This window comes from Solidesulfovibrio carbinoliphilus subsp. oakridgensis (assembly GCF_000177215.2).
Lineage (GTDB): Bacteria > Desulfobacterota > Desulfovibrionia > Desulfovibrionales > Desulfovibrionaceae > Solidesulfovibrio > Solidesulfovibrio carbinoliphilus.
The window spans coordinates 1,617,556-1,637,371 of record NZ_CM001368.1; the positions used below are offsets into that span (position 1 = coordinate 1,617,556).

General features: G+C 63.8%; 18 protein-coding genes. All 18 read right to left on the minus strand.

All coding sequences use genetic code 11. The features are described 5' to 3' along the window. Window positions 1-214: 214 nt before the first annotated feature. The 18 genes from DFW101_RS07120 to DFW101_RS07200 all read right to left on the minus strand — a co-directional run bounded on the left by DFW101_RS07120 (window position 215) and on the right by DFW101_RS07200 (window position 19,805). Entirely contained in the window at window positions 215-1,045 is an 831-nt protein-coding gene (locus DFW101_RS07120; protein ID WP_009180834.1) for a polysaccharide deacetylase family protein, read from the minus strand. A 75-nt stretch (window positions 1,046-1,120) separates the two neighbouring features. Beyond that, the gene (locus DFW101_RS07125; protein WP_232286176.1) at window positions 1,121-2,236 is read right to left on the minus strand and encodes a lytic murein transglycosylase; all 1,116 of its coding nucleotides are present in this window, start codon (window positions 2,234-2,236) and stop codon (window positions 1,121-1,123) included. A 50-nt stretch (window positions 2,237-2,286) separates the two neighbouring features. Continuing rightward, the gene (locus DFW101_RS07130; RefSeq protein WP_009180836.1) at window positions 2,287-3,258 is read right to left on the minus strand and encodes a hypothetical protein; all 972 of its coding nucleotides are present in this window, start codon (window positions 3,256-3,258) and stop codon (window positions 2,287-2,289) included. Window positions 3,259-3,278: 20 nt separating this feature from the next. Next, complete coding sequence (locus DFW101_RS07135; RefSeq protein ID WP_009180837.1) at window positions 3,279-3,755, minus strand: hypothetical protein; 477 nt, start codon at window positions 3,753-3,755, stop codon at window positions 3,279-3,281. 124 nt (window positions 3,756-3,879) lie between these two features. Then, window positions 3,880-4,221, minus strand: a complete 342-nt coding sequence (locus DFW101_RS07140) for a carboxymuconolactone decarboxylase family protein (RefSeq protein ID WP_009180838.1) — start codon at window positions 4,219-4,221, stop codon at window positions 3,880-3,882. A gap of 110 nt (window positions 4,222-4,331) precedes the next feature. Continuing rightward, the gene (locus tag DFW101_RS07145) at window positions 4,332-4,889 is read right to left on the minus strand and encodes a lytic transglycosylase domain-containing protein (protein WP_009180839.1); all 558 of its coding nucleotides are present in this window, start codon (window positions 4,887-4,889) and stop codon (window positions 4,332-4,334) included. A gap of 41 nt (window positions 4,890-4,930) precedes the next feature. Further along, window positions 4,931-6,163, minus strand: a complete 1,233-nt coding sequence (locus DFW101_RS07150; RefSeq protein ID WP_232286178.1) for an L-type lectin family protein — start codon at window positions 6,161-6,163, stop codon at window positions 4,931-4,933. Between the two features lie 310 nt (window positions 6,164-6,473). Then, on the minus strand, window positions 6,474-8,348 hold the full coding sequence (locus tag DFW101_RS19465; protein WP_009180841.1) for a protein of unknown function DUF583: 1,875 nt from the start codon (window positions 8,346-8,348) through the stop codon (window positions 6,474-6,476). Between the two features lie 9 nt (window positions 8,349-8,357). Then, on the minus strand, window positions 8,358-8,921 hold the full coding sequence (locus DFW101_RS07155) for a PulJ/GspJ family protein (RefSeq protein ID WP_232286180.1): 564 nt from the start codon (window positions 8,919-8,921) through the stop codon (window positions 8,358-8,360). Further along, window positions 8,899-9,357: a PulJ/GspJ family protein gene (locus DFW101_RS07160; RefSeq protein WP_009180843.1), complete on the minus strand. Its 459-nt coding sequence runs from the start codon at window positions 9,355-9,357 to the stop codon at window positions 8,899-8,901. The genes DFW101_RS07155 and DFW101_RS07160 overlap by 23 nt, the downstream gene beginning before the upstream one ends. Further along, complete coding sequence (locus tag DFW101_RS07165) at window positions 9,354-9,872, minus strand: GspH/FimT family pseudopilin (RefSeq protein ID WP_009180844.1); 519 nt, start codon at window positions 9,870-9,872, stop codon at window positions 9,354-9,356. The genes DFW101_RS07160 and DFW101_RS07165 overlap by 4 nt, the downstream gene beginning before the upstream one ends. Window positions 9,873-9,957: 85 nt before the next feature. Then, window positions 9,958-12,072 carry a tetratricopeptide repeat protein gene (locus tag DFW101_RS07170; protein ID WP_009180845.1) on the minus strand — a complete coding sequence of 705 codons (2,115 nt, stop codon included), beginning with the start codon at window positions 12,070-12,072 and terminating at the stop codon, window positions 9,958-9,960. 100 nt (window positions 12,073-12,172) lie between these two features. Continuing rightward, window positions 12,173-12,601, minus strand: coding sequence for a type II secretion system protein (locus DFW101_RS07175; protein ID WP_009180846.1), 429 nt, complete (start codon window positions 12,599-12,601; stop codon window positions 12,173-12,175). A 120-nt stretch (window positions 12,602-12,721) separates the two neighbouring features. Next, entirely contained in the window at window positions 12,722-13,174 is a 453-nt protein-coding gene (locus tag DFW101_RS07180) for a prepilin-type N-terminal cleavage/methylation domain-containing protein (protein WP_009180847.1), read from the minus strand. A 199-nt stretch (window positions 13,175-13,373) separates the two neighbouring features. After that, window positions 13,374-14,675, minus strand: a complete 1,302-nt coding sequence (locus tag DFW101_RS07185; RefSeq protein WP_009180848.1) for a sigma-54 interaction domain-containing protein — start codon at window positions 14,673-14,675, stop codon at window positions 13,374-13,376. A 17-nt stretch (window positions 14,676-14,692) separates the two neighbouring features. Further along, window positions 14,693-15,919 carry a type II secretion system F family protein gene (locus tag DFW101_RS07190; RefSeq protein ID WP_009180849.1) on the minus strand — a complete coding sequence of 409 codons (1,227 nt, stop codon included), beginning with the start codon at window positions 15,917-15,919 and terminating at the stop codon, window positions 14,693-14,695. A gap of 31 nt (window positions 15,920-15,950) precedes the next feature. Continuing rightward, on the minus strand, window positions 15,951-17,660 hold the full coding sequence (locus DFW101_RS07195; protein ID WP_009180850.1) for a GspE/PulE family protein: 1,710 nt from the start codon (window positions 17,658-17,660) through the stop codon (window positions 15,951-15,953). Between the two features lie 57 nt (window positions 17,661-17,717). Then, complete coding sequence (locus DFW101_RS07200; RefSeq protein ID WP_009180851.1) at window positions 17,718-19,805, minus strand: ExeA family protein; 2,088 nt, start codon at window positions 19,803-19,805, stop codon at window positions 17,718-17,720. Between the last annotated feature and the right edge of the window lie 11 nt (window positions 19,806-19,816).

Below are 19,816 nucleotides of genomic sequence, written 5' to 3' on the forward strand. Positions count from 1 at the left end.
GGGGATCATCCCCCCCGGACCCCCTGAAAGGGGGGAAAGGGGATCAGCAGGACGCGACAAGGGGGCGATAACGCAAAAAAGAACGATTGATTTCGAAAAAAGAGCACGGCGGATTGAAAGCGCTCCACCGGACCTGGAAACAAGGCCGGTGGAGCGCTTTTTCGTCGAACCGTTTCGTAAAGGACGACGGTCGATTGGGAGAAGGGGAAAAAAACTACTCCACGTTGCGTGGAATCGTCTCGGCCGGAGGCGTGGCCGAGAGCAGCGGACCCGTCGCCGGAGCCGGGGATTTGACCTTGGCCAGGAGCGCCGCGTGGTCGCGAAGGACCGAAGCCAGAACCGGCAGCGACAGCCGGTGGGCCGCGACCCTCGGAATGGTCAGCGGGTTGGTCGCGGCCGAAACCGGGGGATAGCCGGTCACAAACAGATGGGTGAACCCGGCCTCGCGCAGCATGCGCGTATAGGCCTCGCTGCAGGAGCCGTACGGGTAGGCGAAATAGGTGGTGTCGCGCCCGACCACCTGCCGAAACCGCTCCACGCTCTTTCTGACGTCCTCCCGGGCAAAGGCCTCGTCCCGGGTCAGGCGCGGGGAATGGCTGAAGGAATGGTTGGCAAAGGTGACCTTGGGATAAGTCTTCAGCGTGTCGATGTCGGCCTGGGACAGGGTGGATTTGCTGCCGGGATTGGCCACGTAGGCCATGGGCAAAAAGAGCGTGAACGGCAGGTTGCGGCGCTTGAGGACCTCGTAGGCCTTCATGACCGAAGTCCAGCCGTCGTCGATGGCGATGACCACGGCTCCGTCCGGCGGGTTCTTCTTTTCGTCCACGCACCGGGCCAGTTCGTCGATGGAAATGACCTTGTGGCCGGTCTGCTCCAGGTAGTCGAGCTGGGCCTCGAAGGCCGCCATGGAGATGGACATGGAGGAAGACGCGCCAAAGGTGTGGTAGACGAGAATGGTGGCGGCAGAGGCGAAGGTCGCCAGGGCCGGCATGAGAAGGCACAGGACCGCCGTGATGGTGGCGGCGAAAAGCCTTGCGGCGCGCATGGGCACCCTCCCAAGCGACGAGTGTCCAAGGTGCTCGCCGCCGGCCATACGCCGGACAACGGCCCGGCGTCATATTTATTTGATCGTACCAGAGGCGGCATCGTCACGCAAACGGGCCGCCGCACCCATGATCGTATTCACGTAGACCTGGCTGTGATTGTAGCCGTAAAACACCTTGCGCATGGCCTCTTCGGTCATGGGCGGCTTCCAGCCCATGACCCTGAGGATGTTTCCAAGGCTCGCCAGGGCGTCCTCGGTCTCAAACAGGTCGGCCTTGCCGTCGCCGTTGCCGTCCACCGCGTACTTGACCGCGTTCGACGGCATGAACTGGCAGATGCCGATGGCCCCGTAGACCGAGCCCGGAATGGACAGCGGGTCCATGTTCTGGGCGTCGGCGTACTTGAGCAGGGCCTTGAGCTCGCCATACGCCCACTCGCCCTTTTCCAACGCCTTGCGGTCGAGCCAGGCCTGCCGGTCCGGAGCCGGTCCCTCGTAGGCGAAGGCCGAGGCCACTCGGGCCGGATCCTCGGCCGCGACCAGGCTCGACAGGTTGATCACCGCCACCTCGTCCCCGAGGTAGCGCCCCACGCGGGTCTCCACCGCGAGCAGGGCCACCAGATACTCCTCGGGCACGCCGTAGCGTTCCCGCACCCGGGCCAGGGCCTTGCGGTTGACCGCGTAAAAGTCCCGGGCCTCGGCCAGGCGCTCCGGGGAGAGCACCACGTCGTGGACTTCCTCGGTCCTGAATTCCGGAAAAACGAGGTCGGCCGGGGCGGGCTTGGGGTTGCGCGCCAGTTCGTCGAGCAGCGCCTGGCTGGCCTCGGGCCGGGGCGCAAGCCCGACCGCCGTCTGGTAGGCCTTGATCGACCACTTGGTCATCCGGTCCAGGCGGCCGTCGACGGGGCCCGGATACCAGCCGAGCCCGGCCAGCCGGGCCTGGGTGTCGGCCACCAGCTTCAGGCCGTATTTGCGCATGTAAAGGGCCGTCAGCTTGTCGGCCATGGCCCTGGAGGAAAAGACCATCTCGGCCCGGGAAAAAAGCCGCCGCAGCTTGGCTTCGGAAAACCCGTCCGCCACCAGCCGCCGCACCACCGGCTCAAAAGCCGGATCCACCGTGGACGCGGCCAGGACGGCCGCCCCGATGCCGACGGCCAACGCCGCCACCGCCACGGCGCAGCCAATCCAACGCATGGCGCCCGCGCGCCACCAGTTCTTTCGCATCGTCAAAACCACCGTCGGCCTCAGGCCGCCTCCGGCCGGGCGAAACGAGGCGCGATCCGGGCCAGGACCGCGACCACGATCAGGGAAAAGACCAGCCGCCCGACAAATGTGCCCCACAGGGTCGCGCCGATCAAGTACATTAAAAGCGTGTCCTCGATCAGGGCGTGCGACAGGCTCATGAGGCTTATGGCCGAAAAGACGTCGCGCTTCTCCACCCTGCCCTGCTGCACGTCCAGCAGGATCAGCCCGGATCCGTAGGCCAGGCCCATGACCAGCCCGATGACCGTGATGGTGGCCGCCGCGCCGCCGATGCCCATGAGGCGCAGGAAAGGCAGCAGGGCCGTTTCGAAGAGCTTCGTCACCCCAAGCCTGCTCAAAAACCGCATGAGCCCGACCAGGCTCGCGATGACCAGATAGATGAGGCCGAGATTCTTGAGCTCCCCGAGAGCCCAGCCCCCAAGGCCGGTATCGCCCGGGGTGGGGGCGAAAAGGAGCGGGGCCGGTTCGGTGAAAAGGCCGAACCCCGAAAAGACGGCATGGAGCACCAAGCCGCAGCCGAACCCACCGGCCAGCCGCAGGGCGGTCTGGCCCCAGAAGCCCACGCCGCATTTCTTGGCAATGGCCCCTTCCACGAAGAGGTTGTGGGCGATGAGCATGAGGGTGGCCAGCACCGTGGCCTGGGCCACGGTCAGGGGCTCCATGGACGGCACCAGGGCCGCGTGCACGGCCAGGGCGGCGTAGAGGTTGTTGGCTATGGCCGTGGCCCAGGTCAACCCGCACTCGGGCGGCAGGCCGACAAGGCCCATGAGCGGGGCCAGGGGCTTGGCCAGATAGACGATCAGCCCCAGTTCCTTGAGGATCTTCACCCCGATCAGGATCGGGATCATGACTTTGAACAGATCCAGGCAGATGCGCGCCGCGTCGCGGGCCACGGCGCCCACGGCGGCAGCGGACGCGGCCACGCGCGGCAGGACGGAAAGGGATGCTTGCATGGGAAAAAAGTCCGGCCGGTTTAGGGCAGCACCTTGCCGCCCCGGGCCAGGGCCACATAACTTGCGTAGGCCCGGTCGGTCATCAGGCCCGAGCCGACGTACACGGCCCGCCAGTCGTCGGCCGAGAGGCTGGTGCCTTCCATGGCCGAGTGGAGCTGGATGTCGTAGACCATGACGGTCAGGTATTGCCGGGCGGCGTCGTTGCCGGCCTTGGCCGCGGCCAGGGCGGCGTCGGTGGTGGCGGCGGGCGAGTAGCCCGCGGGAAAGGGGGCGACGTAGACCTGCCGGGCGAACCGGGCGTAGCCGTCGGGGGTCTCGGGCTTGGGCGCGGCGGCCTTGGCCTTGGCCACGGCGGCCCGGACCTGCCCCACGTTCTCGGCCGAGAGCGGCATGGCCGCCGGGTCGGCCGCCGCCTTGGGCGCGGTCGTCTCGAGCGAGGCGCAGCCGCCGAGAAAAAGCGTCAGGAGAAGGAACGCTGTCGCCGTTTTTGCCGTCATCTCCGCCTCCCGATGAACCGTCAGGCCGGGCCATGGCCCGGTCCGGGCGCGAAGAAACCATTTTCCAGCCCGTTTGTCCATGGCGGCGGGGCGGGCACTGCCAACCCCGCCGCTTTTTTCGCGATTACTTGGCCAGGGAGTCGAAGGCCGAGAGGATGTGCGAAGAATAGACAAAGGCCGCGCCGGCGTTGAGCCCGATGGCCACGCCCAGGGCTTCGAGCAGTTCCTCGCGGCTGGCCCCGGCCTCGATGGCCCCTTTGGCGTGGACCGCGATGCAGGTGTCGCAGCGGGTGGTCGAGGCCACGGCCAGGGCGATCAGTTCCCGGGTCTTGGCGTCCAGGGCCCCGTGGACCGCGCCTGCCGCGTCAAAGACCTGGATGCCTTCCATGATCTTGGGATTGCCCTTGGCCAGGGCCCCGAAATCCTTCATGGCATCGCCGAGCAGTCCTTTCCAATCCGTGGTCATGCCGTCCTCCTTGTCTGTGCCGCCTTGGCGGCGGTGGCCGGGAACACGGACCCCACCGCTCCCGGAATGTCCGTGCTGTCGCAAATACGGGGCAGGGTCAAGGGGGGCGCCTAGCGCAGGCCGCTTCTGGCCAGCACCTTCTCCACGTAGGCCCGGGTTTCCGGGATGTCGGGGACCTCCCCGCCCCTGCGCACGCGGCCGGGACCGGCGTTGTAGGCGGCCAGCGCCAGCCGGGCGTCGCCGTAGGCATCCAGGAGCGAGCGCATGTAGCGGATGCCGGCCTCCAGGTTGTTCGCGCCGTCAAAGGCGTCGGCCAGGCCCAGGTCGCGGCCGGTGCCGGGCATGATCTGCATGAGTCCGGCCGCGCCCTTGGGCGAGACGGCGGCCACGGCGAACCCGGATTCCACCTCCACCATGGCCCGGACCAGGTTCGGGTCCACGCCGTAGCGGCGGCAGTAGTAGCGGATAAAGGGCACGACCTTGCCCTGGTCGGTGCCGTCCGGCAGGCGCATGGAGCCCATGGGCTGGTAGTGGGCGTCCAGCTTGCGGTTGCTCAGGTGTATGCCGCCTTTGGCGTCGCGGAACTGGTAGATGGTCTCTCCCCGGGCCGGGCCGGCCAGGAGCAGCGCGGCAAGGCACCACGGCGCGGCGGGAAAAAGGAGTCGCATGGAGGGAGTGTGCGCGGCCGGGGCGGATTTTGCAACCCGGGTCAGCGGCGAAAGGCCAGGGCGAAATCGTGGATGGCCACCGACTGGCCGTGGCCGCCCGTGGCCTCGGTCCAGCCGAAACAAATGGTGTCGAGCCTGGCGTGATCGGCGGCCGCCAGCCGGACCGTGTGGCGCACGAGCGGCGCTTCGGCCGTATAGTCCTCGGACACGTCGTCCATGCCGGGATAGGCCGGATCCACCCAGGCCCGGACGGTATAGACGCCCTGGGTGTCGTCGGTTTCGCGGCTTATTTCCACGCGCATGGCGTGTTCCTGGCCGTCTTCGAGCCAGGCCGGACCAGCCAGGGGCGAGGCCCGCTCGCAATAGCCCTCCCCGCCTCCCGTCGGATTGGCCGGGCCGGCGCCGACGCCGTGGACATTGTCGTCATAGGACGTGTCCGGCTCGCCCCAGTAGACGACGGCCAGGTGGTTGGCGGTGCTCCTGTCCCGACGCGAATTATTTTCCATCGGGTCCCCGTCGTAGCAGTTGGGATAGACATCGACTTCCACGGCCATCTTGGGCGGGACGATGCCCCGGCCGCTCGGCCCGGGGCCGGCATAGCCGAGGTATTCGCCGCGCAGGCCGTCGGCCGTGCCGCCGGCCGCGTAGCGCGGGTCGTTGTCCGCGGTCATGACGGTGAACGTGAAGCCGTCGCCGAACTCTGAGGATTCAAGGCTCATGTCGTAGCCGGAAAACACGAACTGGAAATAGGTCCGCAGCCCCTTGCCAAAGGCGCACCGGCCGCTGTCGCAGGAGCCCTTGTTCCCCTCGTACCAGATCGCGCCGGTGGTCTGGGCGGCGCCGCCGCCCAGACGGATCCAGCCGCTGGCATAGCGGTAGACGTTCGCGGACCACAGGGCCGTCCAGTCGGCCAGGGTGAACGAGGCCGGCGCTTCCGGACTGTCGATGCTGAAAACCACAACGGCGTTGGCGTTGTTCTCGGTCCGACCAAGCACCGGCTGCGTAAAGCTGGCCAGGTCGGCCTCAAAGGTGATGATCGCCGCGCTCGGACGCTTGACGGTCAGCCGGACGTTGGTCTCGCGCCCGGTCCCGGCCGCCACGGTGCCGACGCTGGTGACGGTGTAGTCGCCAGCCGCGTCAGGCCCGGCTTGGTCCAGGGAGAAGGCGTCCTCGCCCAGCCGGTAGAGGCCGCTTTTGCCCTTCGACCAGAAATTGAGCCCGGACAGGGCAAGATAATAGGCGCGCTTCTCGCTTTCGCCGGTCAAATTGGTCATGGCGGTATTCGGCGCCAACGAGGCAATGGCCGCCGCCAGGGATGAAAGGACGACTATGGAGAAAATGGTATAGAGGAGGGAGAAGCCGGAGGGCGTGTGATCACACGCACGATAGCGCACAACACCGGCAGTAAGATGATCATCGCTCATACGGCACAACTCGGAAGCCGCAGAATTAGCCCACGAGAAACAGTCTTTCTGGTTCCTGCCGTGAACTCATTTTTATATTATCTTCTTTCACTCCATTGACAAGGGTTTATAACTGATATTGCATAATATATGCTCACAAATATAGAAATATAATTTAAAGCTACCAATTATTCATTGCGTAGTGCGAAGGCACATAATCAATATTTGCTGACCAACTAATCGCGGCTCCATTTCCTGTCGTTGCATATTGACCAATAATAGTGTTCTTTCCTCCAGCACTGAAAGACTTTGTAGTCATCAAGGTTCCGAACCAATTAGATCCCCATTGTAAATCAATATTTCCATGCGCCTCTAAATAGATATTCGCAGCAAATTTTTTATCAACACTCAACATAGGATTATATGAACTACCATCCGTTGATACGAATACACCCCCTCCCCCATCTATCCTATCATTTATTGAAGCATCATTGACAACAAATATATTAATATCACCTTGTGAAACATCAAAATACCATTTAACAGCATACGCATACTCAATAGAAGTAAAATAATAATTCCCGTGCGTAAAATAGAGAGATGAATTCTGATTTGGCTTTAATGCTCCATATTTGTCGGGTAGAATTGGTTTTTTATTAATATTAGGACTAGCTGAACCAGCGCTAAAAGATGTGATCTTAATGCCCTCTTCATTTACACAAGGAGATGGAAGGTTAGGAGCAAGTAAGGAGAAAGAGGTCACGCCAGATATCCTTCCAAAAGAGTTACCGCTACTATTTCTGCAACTGGTAGCGTCTATGCCAAGCGATGAAACAACGCCAGAAACCTTAAATGGACAACTCTTTATAAATAATTTTCCACCCAAATATAAATCACCGTACACCGTTGTATCCTGCTCCACATTAGCAGCGGCATTGGAATAAACGTTTCCAAAAATGTTGCACTGTTGACCAATATCCAACTGCCCAGATGAATACACCGTTCCCGGCATTGTTTCCGAACCCAATTTTGTGTGCTCCCAAATCCGGATGCGCCCGTCTGCTCGCACCGAACTAGGGTAATAAATATCAATAACTTTTCCATCACTAGTTTTCTCAGAAACCTTTCCTATAACAGTTTGATCAGCAGTAACGATATATCCCCCAGCATTCAAATCTTTGCCAATGACATAACAACATCCACTTCTCTTTGAACCATCAATATCTACTGGCGTACCAAGAATTATATTATTGATCGCATTGACAGACCCTTCAACTGAACACCCCGTATCCATATATACACTGTCTTGAGCATTAACATCACCTTTTACCACAGAACTTTGAGCCAAGTAGACGCTTTTCTTGGCGCACGTATTCCCTTTAATTTTACTATTATAATTCAACTTCACATCACCCTGAGACACAATGTCACCATCTAACGTCGTTTGTTCTATAGTAAAGCTCTTAGAATAAATACTTCCTGTAATAGTCGCTGCACCAGCGACTGAAACATCCTGATTCTGTGAAAAAAGAACATACTTCGAGGCACCACTCTGGGTCTTGACAGGCACATACGGCTTGTTCGTGCTGCTCCCCTTCCCGCCTCCATAAATCACATACGAATATCGCTTCCCTCCGCTAGAATCATCCACTGTCCCCACAAGACTGTCGATGGCGTAATTCCCATTATTCCCATCCGTATTAAGCGAATTGATCTGAAACGAAAACTCTCCGCCATCCGCAAGAGGATAGGTGACGACGTTCCCGCTGTTCACGGCATTCAAGAAATTGGCATAGGGTACGCCTCCGGCTTCACTGGTGCGCTCGATGGAATAAATGAAATTCAACCCGGAATTGGCGTTATAGTACGCCCGCATCGCCGCTTCCTGTTCGAGCTTCGACTGGACCGTCGACGGGCTCATGACCGCCACCGCCGCCCCCAGGCCGCCGACGACGACCAGTGCGGCAATGGCCCACAGCAGCGAAGCGCCGGCAGACGAACGTTTCAATTCCCGCAGCAGCTTTTGCACAACAAGGCCCTTCGTATATGGTTGCATGCCAACCCCCTATTGAACCTTGTTGACGGTTACCCGGGTTCCATACGTCTGCGAAAAGCCGAGAGATGGATCGCTGCCGACCATATTGTATTGAAAACCGATCATCTTTATCTCAGGATCCTTGTCAACTACAACCAGCGCAGTGCCATCGTAAGTTTTGAAATACTGAAAAGACAAAGAATCGGTACCTACGCCATCCGTCAAAATATATTTTTTGTCGCCTCTTTTGTAGACGATGGTGTTGCCTTCCTGAAAAATATTCACCGCCACCCCATCATCAAGCGACGAATTATAGGCGATGCTGTTCGCTGTCCCCGTGGTACCCGTCATGTTGAGGTAAGTGAATTCCAGGGTCAGCCGCTGCAGCGCATTCTGGGCCTTCTGGACCGTGGCGTCGGAATTCTTGGCCACATTGTAGCCCCGGACGAAGGTTTCGAGAAGACTGGTGCTCAGCAGCCCGACCAGCGCCAGAAGGATCATGGCGCACAGCATCTCGATCAGCGTAAAGCCGGCTGCGGATGATGATTTCTTGAAACGCCGTCTGACCATTTCAGCTCCCGCCGCCCGCGACATTGCAGTTTCCCAGATTGGAACTGAAAAGATAGGTCAGGCTGACGCCGGAATTGGCGTCCGGCTTGATGGTCACCAGGAGAAACTGGTTGGAATCGGCATTGGCGACAAACGTCGAGCCGCTGGGGCAGACAAAGATTTTCTCGGTGATAAGATAGCTTGATCCGCTTCCATAGGTACTTTGCGGGACGTCGACACTGCCAAGCGCGGTATTGAATCCGACCAGATTGGAATTGAATCTGTTGGTTTGATCGGCGATCATGTTCTCCATGACCAGTTGCAGATTGGCGTCCGTCTGAAGCTGATTCTTGGCGATGTCGGTCCGGGTCATGCCGACGCCGAAATAGGAAACCGCCATGAGCGCGACGAGGCCGAACAGCACAAAGGTCAGCAGGATCTCGATGAGGGTGAATCCCCCGACGGCGCGTGTTCGTTTCATGGCACAAACCCCGTGTACGGCGTGACCGTGACCGTGACGACCTGCGAGGACTCGGTGAGGTTGATGGTAAGCGGTGTACTCCGGGCCTCGGCCGTGGGGGTGTCCTTGGTGATGTTGCCGGTGACGGGCTGGCCGCGCCAGTCAAAGGTGACGGTGGCCGGACTCTCGAACTCCACGCCGTCCGGCATGGCATAGGTATTGGAGCCTTGCCCCGGCAACGGCGCGTTGGTGGCGTCCGGGTTGTTGGAATACAATCGGTACTGGTTGCCCGAAGCCGTGATGCCCCAGGTGTAGATGTCGGCCATGGCCCGGGACTGGGCGTAGCGGATGGCCGCCCGCAGGCCGTCCGCCTGGGCCAGGGCGCGCACGTTGCCGCTCTCCAGCCGGCCGAAGGCGGCCAGGCCCAGCAAGCCGAGCAGCACCAGCACCACGGTCACCTCGATAAAGGTGAAACCTGCGGAAACGGCCGCCATTTCGCGCCGTCCGCCGCGTCTTGTACCTTGTCTGGCCAGCATACGGTATCCTGCCTTGATTCCACCCCTAGCCCAAGTCGCCGGTCCGGGAAAGCGCAATCCGCTCTGCCGGACCAAAGCGGAAAACCTATTTCCCGTCCGCAGCCACCAGGGCCTCCATTTCCGCGATCTCCCGCTGTCGGGCGGCATCCGATTCCGGCGTCTTCAGGCGGGCCAGCTCCAAGAGGGCCCCGCCTTCGCGCGTATGGCCCGAGGCCACGGCCGCCAGGGCCAGATCGTAGAGGTCTTTGGCCGACGTCTCGGGCCGCATGGGGCTCGCCACCGAGAGCAGCGTGGCGTAGGCCCGGCCGAAATCCTTGAGCCGGACATGGGTCGCGTAGATATTTCGCAAAACCACCGGCGCTTCGAGGGGCATGGTCCGGGTCAGGGCTTGCTTGTAGAGGGCGAGCGCCTCCTCGTACCGCTCCTCCTTGAACGCGGCCAGCCCTTTGATGGCATAGCCGAGATAGCGGTCCGGGTAGCGGCGGATCAGCATGTCCGCGATGCCCGCGGCCTGCCCCGTGTCGCCCGTGGCGAGCAGGATCTTGGCCATGACGGTGTTGGCGGCCAGGCCCTGCGGGTAGATGTCGAGGAGGCGGCGGCACTCCGCCTGGATCTTCCCGCGCCGTGCGGCGTCCATGGCCTCGAAGTCCTCGGTCTGCCAATTGGCGGGGTCCAGGTCGTGCAGGCGATACCGCCGGGCCAGTTCCGGATTCTTCTCGGCATCCGCGTACAGCATGAGCATGTCATCGAAAAAGACCGGCACGAACCGGGGAAAGGCCGCCACCACCTTCTTGAAATTCCGGTCGTCGGCGTTGACCAGCAGGAAGGCGGGGTCATGGCGATCGAGCATCCGGCCAAGGACGGTTGCGTCGCCAAAGCCGGCCGTGCTGGCATAGAGGTTGGCGGTGGAGAAAAGCATCGTCTCCATGTCCATGCCGATTTGATACTTCGGGTACAGCCGCCACTGCAGATAGCCGCCGGGATTCGGTACGTTTAAAATGCGCCCGCCCGGCCCCTCGCGCAACAGGAAATCGCACACCCCGACCGGCAGGCGGGCCATGTCCACCGGATAGGCCGGCCGGTTGCCGAGATATTGCATGGTCGTCCAAAGCGTCACCGCGACCAGGCCGCAAGCCACGGCCCCGGCCACCCGCGCCCCGACCGGCCGGCGCGCTTTCTCCACCAGCAAAACGGCCGCGTCGCCGAGGATCGGCAGGGTCAGCAGCATGAATTCAAAGGTGAACCGCCGCATCATGGGCAGGAGCACCAATCCGCCGGCCAAAAGCACGATCCGCCCCAGCCGCAGCCGCCGGGCCGCAGCCAGCCAGACTGCCCCGCCGACTGCGGCCAAAACCAGCAGATTGGTGGCGGTTTCCACCAGCCGGCCGTCGGGATACAGGAAAAAGCCCAGGAACTTCTGGAGCGGCTGGGCCCCCAGTTCGATGACCGTCAGCTCATGGAAGGGCGGGCTGCCAAAGGGCTTCGACAGCAGGGAAAAACCGGCCGGCGTGGCGAGTATCGCATAAAGCGACAGGATCACCGGCCAGCGCACGGCCCGCAGCCGGCCGGCGTCCGGCCGGCCAAGCAGCCGGGCCGCGAAGTATTCCGCCAGATAGGCCCCCAAAAGGAGCAGGATGACGGGATATTCCACCCCGTGCAGATTAGCCCAGACCACCGTCAAGAGTGGCAGCCACCAGGCCCACCGCTGGCGGTGGTTGAGCACGTAGTGGAGGAAGACGATATAGAGGTAGGTGAAGGCATGGGGCCGCAAGAGCAGGTCGCGCGGCTCCAGGGCCAGGGCGTAGGCGCAGGTCAGCCCCAGCGTGAGGACGAAGGCGCCGTGGCCCTCCTGCTCCTGGGCCGTTCGCAAGTAGCGGTAGACCATCCAGACCGTGGCCAGAAAGACGGCCCCTCGCAGGAGCGCGAGGGCCACGTAGCCGCCGACCTGATACAGACCGTGGACCAGCACCTGGAACAGCCAGTAGTAGTCTACCCAGCTGTCGCTGGAAAGATAGGAGAAAAAAGGGCTGTCCGGCAGGCGCAGGTGCTGGACGATATAGGCGCCGCCGGTCAGGTGGTACCAGAGGTCGAAATCAAGGGCCACGATGGGCCATCGGCCCCAGAGTATGGCCAGGCCGAGGAAAAAAAGGGCGACCGCCCAGGGCCGCCAGGACCGCCAGCCGGCAAAGCGCTGCATCATGGTGCCACACGCAGGGGATGCGGCGGGACGGAAGCGTTCGCCCCGGCCGGATCGGGCAAGAGGGTTGGCCGCAAGGTCCGCGTTGCGGGCCGCGACGGGCTCATGAACCGCTCGACACAGGGCTGACCCAGGCCCCGACGACATCTTTTCCGTCAATCGTCGCCGTGATGGCAACGTCCGCGTCCAGGTTGCCGGCGCAAAGGATCGAGGCGGCCGCGCCGGCCCCGTCGATGACCACCCACTGGCAAACGGGCTGGGAATCGGTATCGAGGGCCAGTCCGGCCGTGGCCCGACGGGCGAATTCGAGGCTGAGCTGCGTCTGGGCCGAAGCGATCAGCGTCTGTGCTCCGTGTATTTTGGAATCGTCCAACAAAGAAAAATAGGATTGCACTGCTACAATGGAAAGGAGGCTCAGGAGAACAAAGACGGCGACAAGTTCAATTAACGTAAAACCGCCTTGCAGGCGATCATAATTATATCGCCGTCGGATTTTTTGGCCTAACTCTTTATATTTACAAAAAAACGTCATATTTTAATCAACTTATCTTGCGATACGCCCACCGCGATGCACAGAGCTTCGCGATGGGCGCACGCAGATAATTGCCTGAAGAATAATTTTCGAACGAATTGTTACCTTTTTTCTTATGAGTTATCCATCCGTTCCAGTTCCACCGGTTCCAGTACCAGTACCAGTACCAGTACCAGTTGTGGCCTCAGGACTGGTCCAGACACCCTGAATATCGGTCGTCATGCCATTGACATTCGCGTTAATGGTAACGTTTGCATTCCAATCAGTGACGGCTGTCCCGGTACATGAGACGTTGCCGCTGTTTGTACCGTTACTGATCGCTACCTTTGCACACTCGGTCGATGGCTTCAGCGCCAAGCCACTATTAAGCTTCATGGCCGCATAGCCCATGGACAGCTGGGACTGGGCGGCGGCGATCAAGCCTTTGGCGGCGCTGTTGCGGGCCTCGGTCTGCAGGTCGAGGTACTTGGGCACGGCCACCACGGCCAGGATGCCGAGGATGACCAGGACGGCGATGATTTCGATCAGGGTGAAGCCCTGCTCGCCTTTGCGATGGTCGCGGGTCTTAACCATTTCTTCTTTCCTCCGATAGGTGGTTGATGCCGCCGGGGCGGCGTTTTTCTCTAAGCATGGTCCATGCCAACACCGTTGCCACAGAAAAATCTTGGAATGAAGAGAACTTGGCCTATCTGGCCTCTTGCCGGTCCGGGAGCCGGCGGCCCAGTCCTCCAAAATTTGATGACCCGTCCACCAAGAAATGGAGGAACGACCATCACTCTCCGGAATCCTTGAACACAGCCGGATCGATGGCCAGCTTTTTCACCCGGTGCCACAGGCTGCGTTCCTTGATGCCAAGGAGCACCGCCGCCCGGGACTGGACCCCGCCCGTGCGGGCCAGGGCCGCCTCGATCAAGGTCTTTTCGTAAAAGGCCAGCCGGTCGTCGAGCGAACCCGGCTCGCCGGCGGCGCCGGCCCGGTCCGGCCCGCCCCCGACACCCCCGCATAGGTGGCGCGAGACGTCGTCGCCGTTGCCGGCCAAGACCACGGCCCGCTCGATGGCGTTTTTGAGCTCGCGCACGTTGCCCGGCCACGGCGAGGCGACCAGGCGTTGCAAGGCCTCGACCGAAAGCGTCGCCCCGGGCCGCAGGACTTCCAAAAACCGTTCGGCCAGAAGCGGGATGTCCTCGCGGCGTTCCCGCAAAGACGGCACCCGGAGCGGAAAGACGTTCAGCCGGTGGAAGAGGTCCTCGCGGAACTCGCCCTGACGGATCATGGACGGCAGGTCCCGGTGGGTGGCGGCCACGATCCGGGCGTCAAGGGCCACCGATCTGCTGCCGCCGACCCGTTCGCACCGGCGCGTTTCCAGGACCCGCAGGATCTTGGCCTGGGTGTCGAGCGGCATGTCGCCGATCTCGTCCAGAAAGAGCGTGCCCCCGGCCGCCTGCTCGAACCGGCCGATCTTCCGGGCCACGGCCCCGGTGAAGGCCCCCTTCTCGTGGCCGAAAAGCTCGCTTTCAAGGAGCCCGTCCGGAATGGCGGCGCAGTTGACGGCCACGAACGGCCCGGCCGCCCGGCCGCTTTTGGCGTGGATGCTTTGGGCGGCCAGCTCCTTGCCCGTGCCCGATTCGCCGAGGAGGAGCACTGTGGCGTCGGTGGCGGCGACCTTGAGGAGCTGGGAGAAAAAGCCGCGCATGATCCGGCTCTCCCCGACCATCTCCGGGAACAGGGCCCGGGCGTCGAGCTTGCCGAGGACCTCGGCCATCTGCCCGGCCACCAGCTCCAGGCGGTCGAACTCGCCAAGCGGCGGGCCGTCCGGCGCCGAAGCCTGGCGCAGGCCCGGCGGCGCCGTGGCGAGCAGGCGCCGGATGGGGCGCAGGGCCAGGAGCACGAAGGTGGCCGACACGGCCGCCACCGACAGGCCGGCGGCCAGGGCCGGCACCATGGCGTCTCCGGCCTTCCGGAGACCGGGAAAAAACTGCGGCAGGAAACCGGCGCAAAGGACGGCCAACGCGGCCACTCCGCCCAGGATGAGCGGCACAAGGACCGCCAGACTCACGTTGAAATGTCGCCGCATGGATTTCCGCTCCCGGCTCAGCGCTTGAACGCGACCTGCGACATGTCCCACATGGGCAGGAAGATGGCCAAGGCGAAAAAACCCACCACGCCGGCCAGGCCGACAATGAGAATCGGCCCCAGGGCGTCGGACAGGCGCTTGACCGAATAGCTGACTTCGGCGTCGTAGTGCTCGCTTATGGCCGCGAGCATCTCGTCGAGGTTGCCCGACTCCTCGCCGACGGCCACCATGGTCACGACCATGGGCGTGAAGTACCTGGCCCGGGAAAGCGGGCCGGCCAGGCCCTGGCCGGTGCGGATCATGTCCTGGATCCGCCGGAATTCCTTGGCAATGGCCGCATTGCCGATGGTGCCGACCAGAATGTCGATGGTGGTCAGGACCGGCACGCCGCTGGCCTGCAGAATGGAGAAGATCGAGGCGAACCGGGACATGGCCGCCTTGCGGAAAAGGAGGCCGATGACGGGCAGATGCAGGAAAAACCCGTCCCGGGCCACCTTGCCCTGCTCGGTCCGAAACCAGAAATACAGGCCCGCCACCACGGCCGCCAGCCCGCCGAAGGTGACGTACCAGTACTTGTCCACGAAGAGGTTCAGCGTCAGGGCCACCCGCGTGGGCCAGGGCAGCTCCACCTTGGCGTTGGCGAAGATCTGGGCAAAGACCGGCACCACGAATTTGAGCAGGAAGAAAAACGCCCCGACCAGGGCGATGACCACGGTGATGGGGTATTGCAGGGCCGATTTGATGTCCGAGCGGACCTGATGCTCGTGGGAGATGATGTAGATGAGGCGGTCGAGGACTTGCGGCAGGGCCCCGGCCGCCTCGCCGGCCCGGACCATGCTGACGTAGAGTTCGGAAAAGACCCGCTTGTGGACGGCCAGGGCGTCGGAGATGGAGGCCCCCTTTTTCACGTCGTCGGACATGCGGGCGCAAACCTTGCGCAACCGCGGGTTTTCCGACTGCTGCTCCAGGACCCGCAGGATCTCGAGCATGGACAGGCCGGCGCCGAGCATGGTCTTGAACTGCTTGGTGAAAAGGATGAGTTCCTGGGCCTTGACCCCGGAAAGCGCGGCCTCCAGGCCCTCAATGAAGCCGCCTTCCGCTCCGCCGGACCCACGCTGGACCGCGACCGGGATATAGCCCATGGCGCTCAGGCGGTTTTTGACCGCCTCGGGGCTCTCGGCCTCGAGGGCCCCCTTGACGGTGTTGCCGGCCTCGTTGATGGCCTCGTAGGTGAATTGCGGCACGGCTGGCGCTCCTTATCCCGGTTGGCGGTCGTTAGAGCATGACCGCGGAGGAGGCTTCCTCGAAGGTGGTCTTGCCTTCGAGGATCTTGAGCCGCGCGTCGTCCTGCAGGAGTTTGAGGCGCCCCGAATCGGCCGCGAACCGGCTGATCTCGCGGGAGGTGGCCCGCCTGGCCACCATGTCCTGGATGTCCTCGTCGATGACCAGGATCTCGTAGAGCCCGACCCGGCCCTTGAACCCGGAATCGCCGCACAGGTAGCAGCCCCGCCCGCGCAGGAAGGTGGCCCCGGTCGCCCCCTCGAGGTTCCAGAAGCGCAGGACCTCCGGCTTTGGCGTGTAGGGCTCGGCGCAGTTGGGGCAGATGCGGCGCACGAGGCGCTGGGCGATGGAGGCGACCAGGACCGAGGAGACCAGGAAGGGCTCGATGCCCATGTCCATGAGGCGCATGACCGCGCCGGCCGCGTCGTTGGTGTGGACCGTGGAGAGGACCTTGTGGCCGGTAAGCGCCGCCTGGGTGGCGATGGCCGCGGTCTCGGCGTCGCGGATCTCGCCGACCAGGACCACATCCGGGTCCTGGCGCAGGGTCGAACGCAGGGCGCTGGCAAAGGTCATGCCGGCCTTGCGGTTGAGCTGCACCTGCCGGACCCCTTCCATGCGGTATTCGACCGGGTCCTCGAGCGTCACCACGTTGATGTCCGGCCGGCTGATCTCGCGAAGAAGCGCGAAAAGCGTGGTCGACTTGCCGGAGCCCGTCGGGCCCGTGGCCAGGAACATGCCGTAGGGTCGCTCGACCACCAGCCGCAGCTTGGCCAGGTCGTCGGGAGCAAGGCCGAGGTCGGTCAGGAGCAGGCCCCCGGCGCTCATGTCGAGCAGGCGCAACACCAGGTTCTCGCCGTGGATGGTCGGCAGGGTCGAGACGCGGATGTTGATCTCGCGCTTGTCGATGGCCACGGAAAACCGGCCGTCCTGGGGCACGCGGCTGATCGAGATGTCGAGGTTGCCGAGGATTTTTATGCGCGAGACAATAGGCAGGATCATGGGTTTGGGCGGCGAGGGCACGGCCTTGAGCTTGCCGTCGATGCGCATGCGGATCTGGACCTGGTCGCGCTCGGGGCTGATGTGCACGTCGCTTGCCCCCTCGCGCACGGCCTGGGAAAGAAGCGAATTGACGAACCGGACCACCGGGGCCTCGCCGGCCATGTCCTCCAGGGAACTGACCTGCATGTCCTCGTTGGTCCGGGAGGCCGGCTGCTCCTCGCCGTCGCGCATGGACTCGATGCTGTCGAGCACGCCTTCGAGGCCAAGGCCCATGCCGTAGATGGCGCTGGTCAGATGGCCAAGCTCGCGCTCGGTGCAGATGACCGGCTCCACCTCGCAGTTCTTGTAGATCTCGATGTCTTCGATGGCGCTGATGTCCAGGGGATCGGACATGGCCACCCGGATCAGGTTGCCGCTTTTGGACAGGGGCACAAGCTTGGAACGCAGGGCCATTTCGGCCGGAATGAGCAGGGCCAGGTTGCCGTCCACGGGAAACCGCTCGGGCGTGTACTTGGCCAGCCCCATCTGCCGGCTGATCAGGTCCACGATGTCCGATTCCTTGACCGTGCCGTCGCGCACGAGCTGCTGGCCGAGCCGAAGCCCCCCGCGCTTGCCCGCGGCCAGGGCCTGGCGCAGCTTGTCCTCGGTCACGAGTCCGGCGGCGACGAGCATTTCGCCGAGGCGGAGGCGTTTTCTGGGCTCCATCCGTGATCCTTCAACCGTTTGGCGGTGTGGCGGGGCGTTTCCCGGGCCGGGCCCGGGTCAGGGCACCTGGGGCTGGAACGGGGCCACAAACGGCGTGGGCCGCCGTTCCGCCACCTGCCGGGCCGGGACCGGGGCCTTGCCCGTCCGCCTGACCTTGCCCTCGCCGAGGTCCGTGTAAAAGGTCGTGCCGGCCGGGTAGCCCCCGACGAGGGCGGCCTGGCCGGCCAGTTCGGCCGGCAGCGCGGCCAGGGCCTCCCCGGCCGCGTCCCGGTTCGGGAAAAGGGCCGGCAGCACCACCTCGACGCGAAGGCCGGCGCCAGGGTGGCCGGTGCAGTAGAGGGAAAGGGCCAGCCCGAACTTTTCCTTCCATTTGGCGATGGAGGCGAAACCCTCTTCCAGGTCCGCGACCCCGGCCACCTTGACCAGATAGGAGCCGGCCGGCGGGGCCTTGGCCGCCAGGGCCGGGTAGACGACGGCGTCGCCGGCCCGCACCCGCTCGAAGTCGAGTCCGGGATTGGCCTTGGCCAGCTGGGCGAGCACCTGCCGGCCGCCGTTGCCGTAGAGTTTGTTGGCCAGCCGGCTGACGGTCCAGCCGGGGCGCACCACGCAGGTGCCGAGGGTTTCGGGCGCTGCCTCGGCCGGCCGGGCGTCGGCCGCTGCGGCGTTGCCGGCCCCTTCGGCGGCGATGACGATGACCTGCTCGGGAGCGTCGGGCGGGAAGGCGGCCGTGGCCAGGTCCAGGGCCGCGCCGAGCCCCTGCCGGGACAAGGGGGCCGTGGCCCGGGACGGGCCGGCCGTTTCGGCCGGGACGGCGGCGGCGGCGTCCGGAGCCGGCCGGCGGGAGGCCGCAGCCGCCGGACGGGGCACGGTCTCGGCTCGCAGGGCCCAAGCCGTGAACCGCTGCCCGGGCGTGGCCGGCGCGGCCTCGGCCCTTTCCGACGCCGGCTCCGGCCGGGCCGCCACGTCCGCTTCGGCTGCCCGGGCCGCCGGAACGCTCTCGGCCGTCTGGCCCGTCGCGGCGGGCTCGGCCACCTCCGCCTCCTCCCAGGAGCCGTCCACGGAGACCCCGTCCATGCCTGGCGCGGTTTCCTCGGGCGCCTGGGGAGTCCCGGCCGGCTCCTGGAGGAAGGACGCAACCGGAAGCGACGCCTTGGGCGCCAGGGAAGCGGCCGAACCGCCTTCGAGGGCGGCCGTGGCCCGGAGCAAAAGGCCAAGGGCCGTCTGTCGCGCCCCGGGCAGGCCGGGGCCGTGGAAAAGCAGGCCGGCCAGGGCCGCCGCGCCCAGGGTCCCGGCCACGGCCGCCGGACGCAGCCAGGCCCGGGCCCCGCCGCGCGACTGCCGGGCCGCCCGGCCGACCAGGCCCCAGCCGATGCGGGGTTTGCCGAAACCCACGGCCAGCAGCATGGACAGGTGGCAAAGGCGCACGATCTTTCGCGGGTAGCCCCGGGTCAGCCGGTGGATGCGGCGCAGGGCCAGGGGGGTGAAGACGGGTGGGACGAGCCCGTCTGGCGTGCAAAGGGCCAGACGGGTCTCGATCATGCGTCGGGTCTCCCCGCGGTCGAGCGGCAGGAGGCGGTAGCGGAAGTTCACCCGGTCGTCGAGGTTGGGCCGGGCGGCCAGCACGTCCTCGAACTCGGTCTGGGCGAAGATTACGATCTGCAGGAGCTTGTGGGTGTTGGTCTCGACGTTTAAGAGTTCGCGCAAAAGCTCCAGGCACTCGGGCGTCATCTTTTGCCCCTCGTCCACGATCAGGGCCACGATGCGGTCCCCCTCGCCCCGGGCCGAAAGCCCGGCCTTGAGCGTCTCGCGCAAAAGACCGGCGTCGTCCGCGGCCTCGCCGCCGTCGAGCCCGAAAAGTCGGGACAGGGCCTTTAGGAAATCAAGCGGCGTGGGCTGGTAGGGATCGTCCAGGAAATGGACCTCGACGCTCCCGTCCTCGGCCAGCAGGCGGGCCAGTTCGCGGCCAAGGGTGGTCTTGCCCGTGCCCACCTCGCCAAGGACGACATTGAGGCCGCGGCGCAGGCGCACCGCGATCTCCATGTGCTGCAGGCACTCCAGGTGGGTCCTGGCCCGGTAGAGAAGGTCCGGGTCCGGCGAATTGGAAAACGGCTCCCGCAACAGTCCAAGGGCCTTATAATAGCTCATGGCGGACTCCT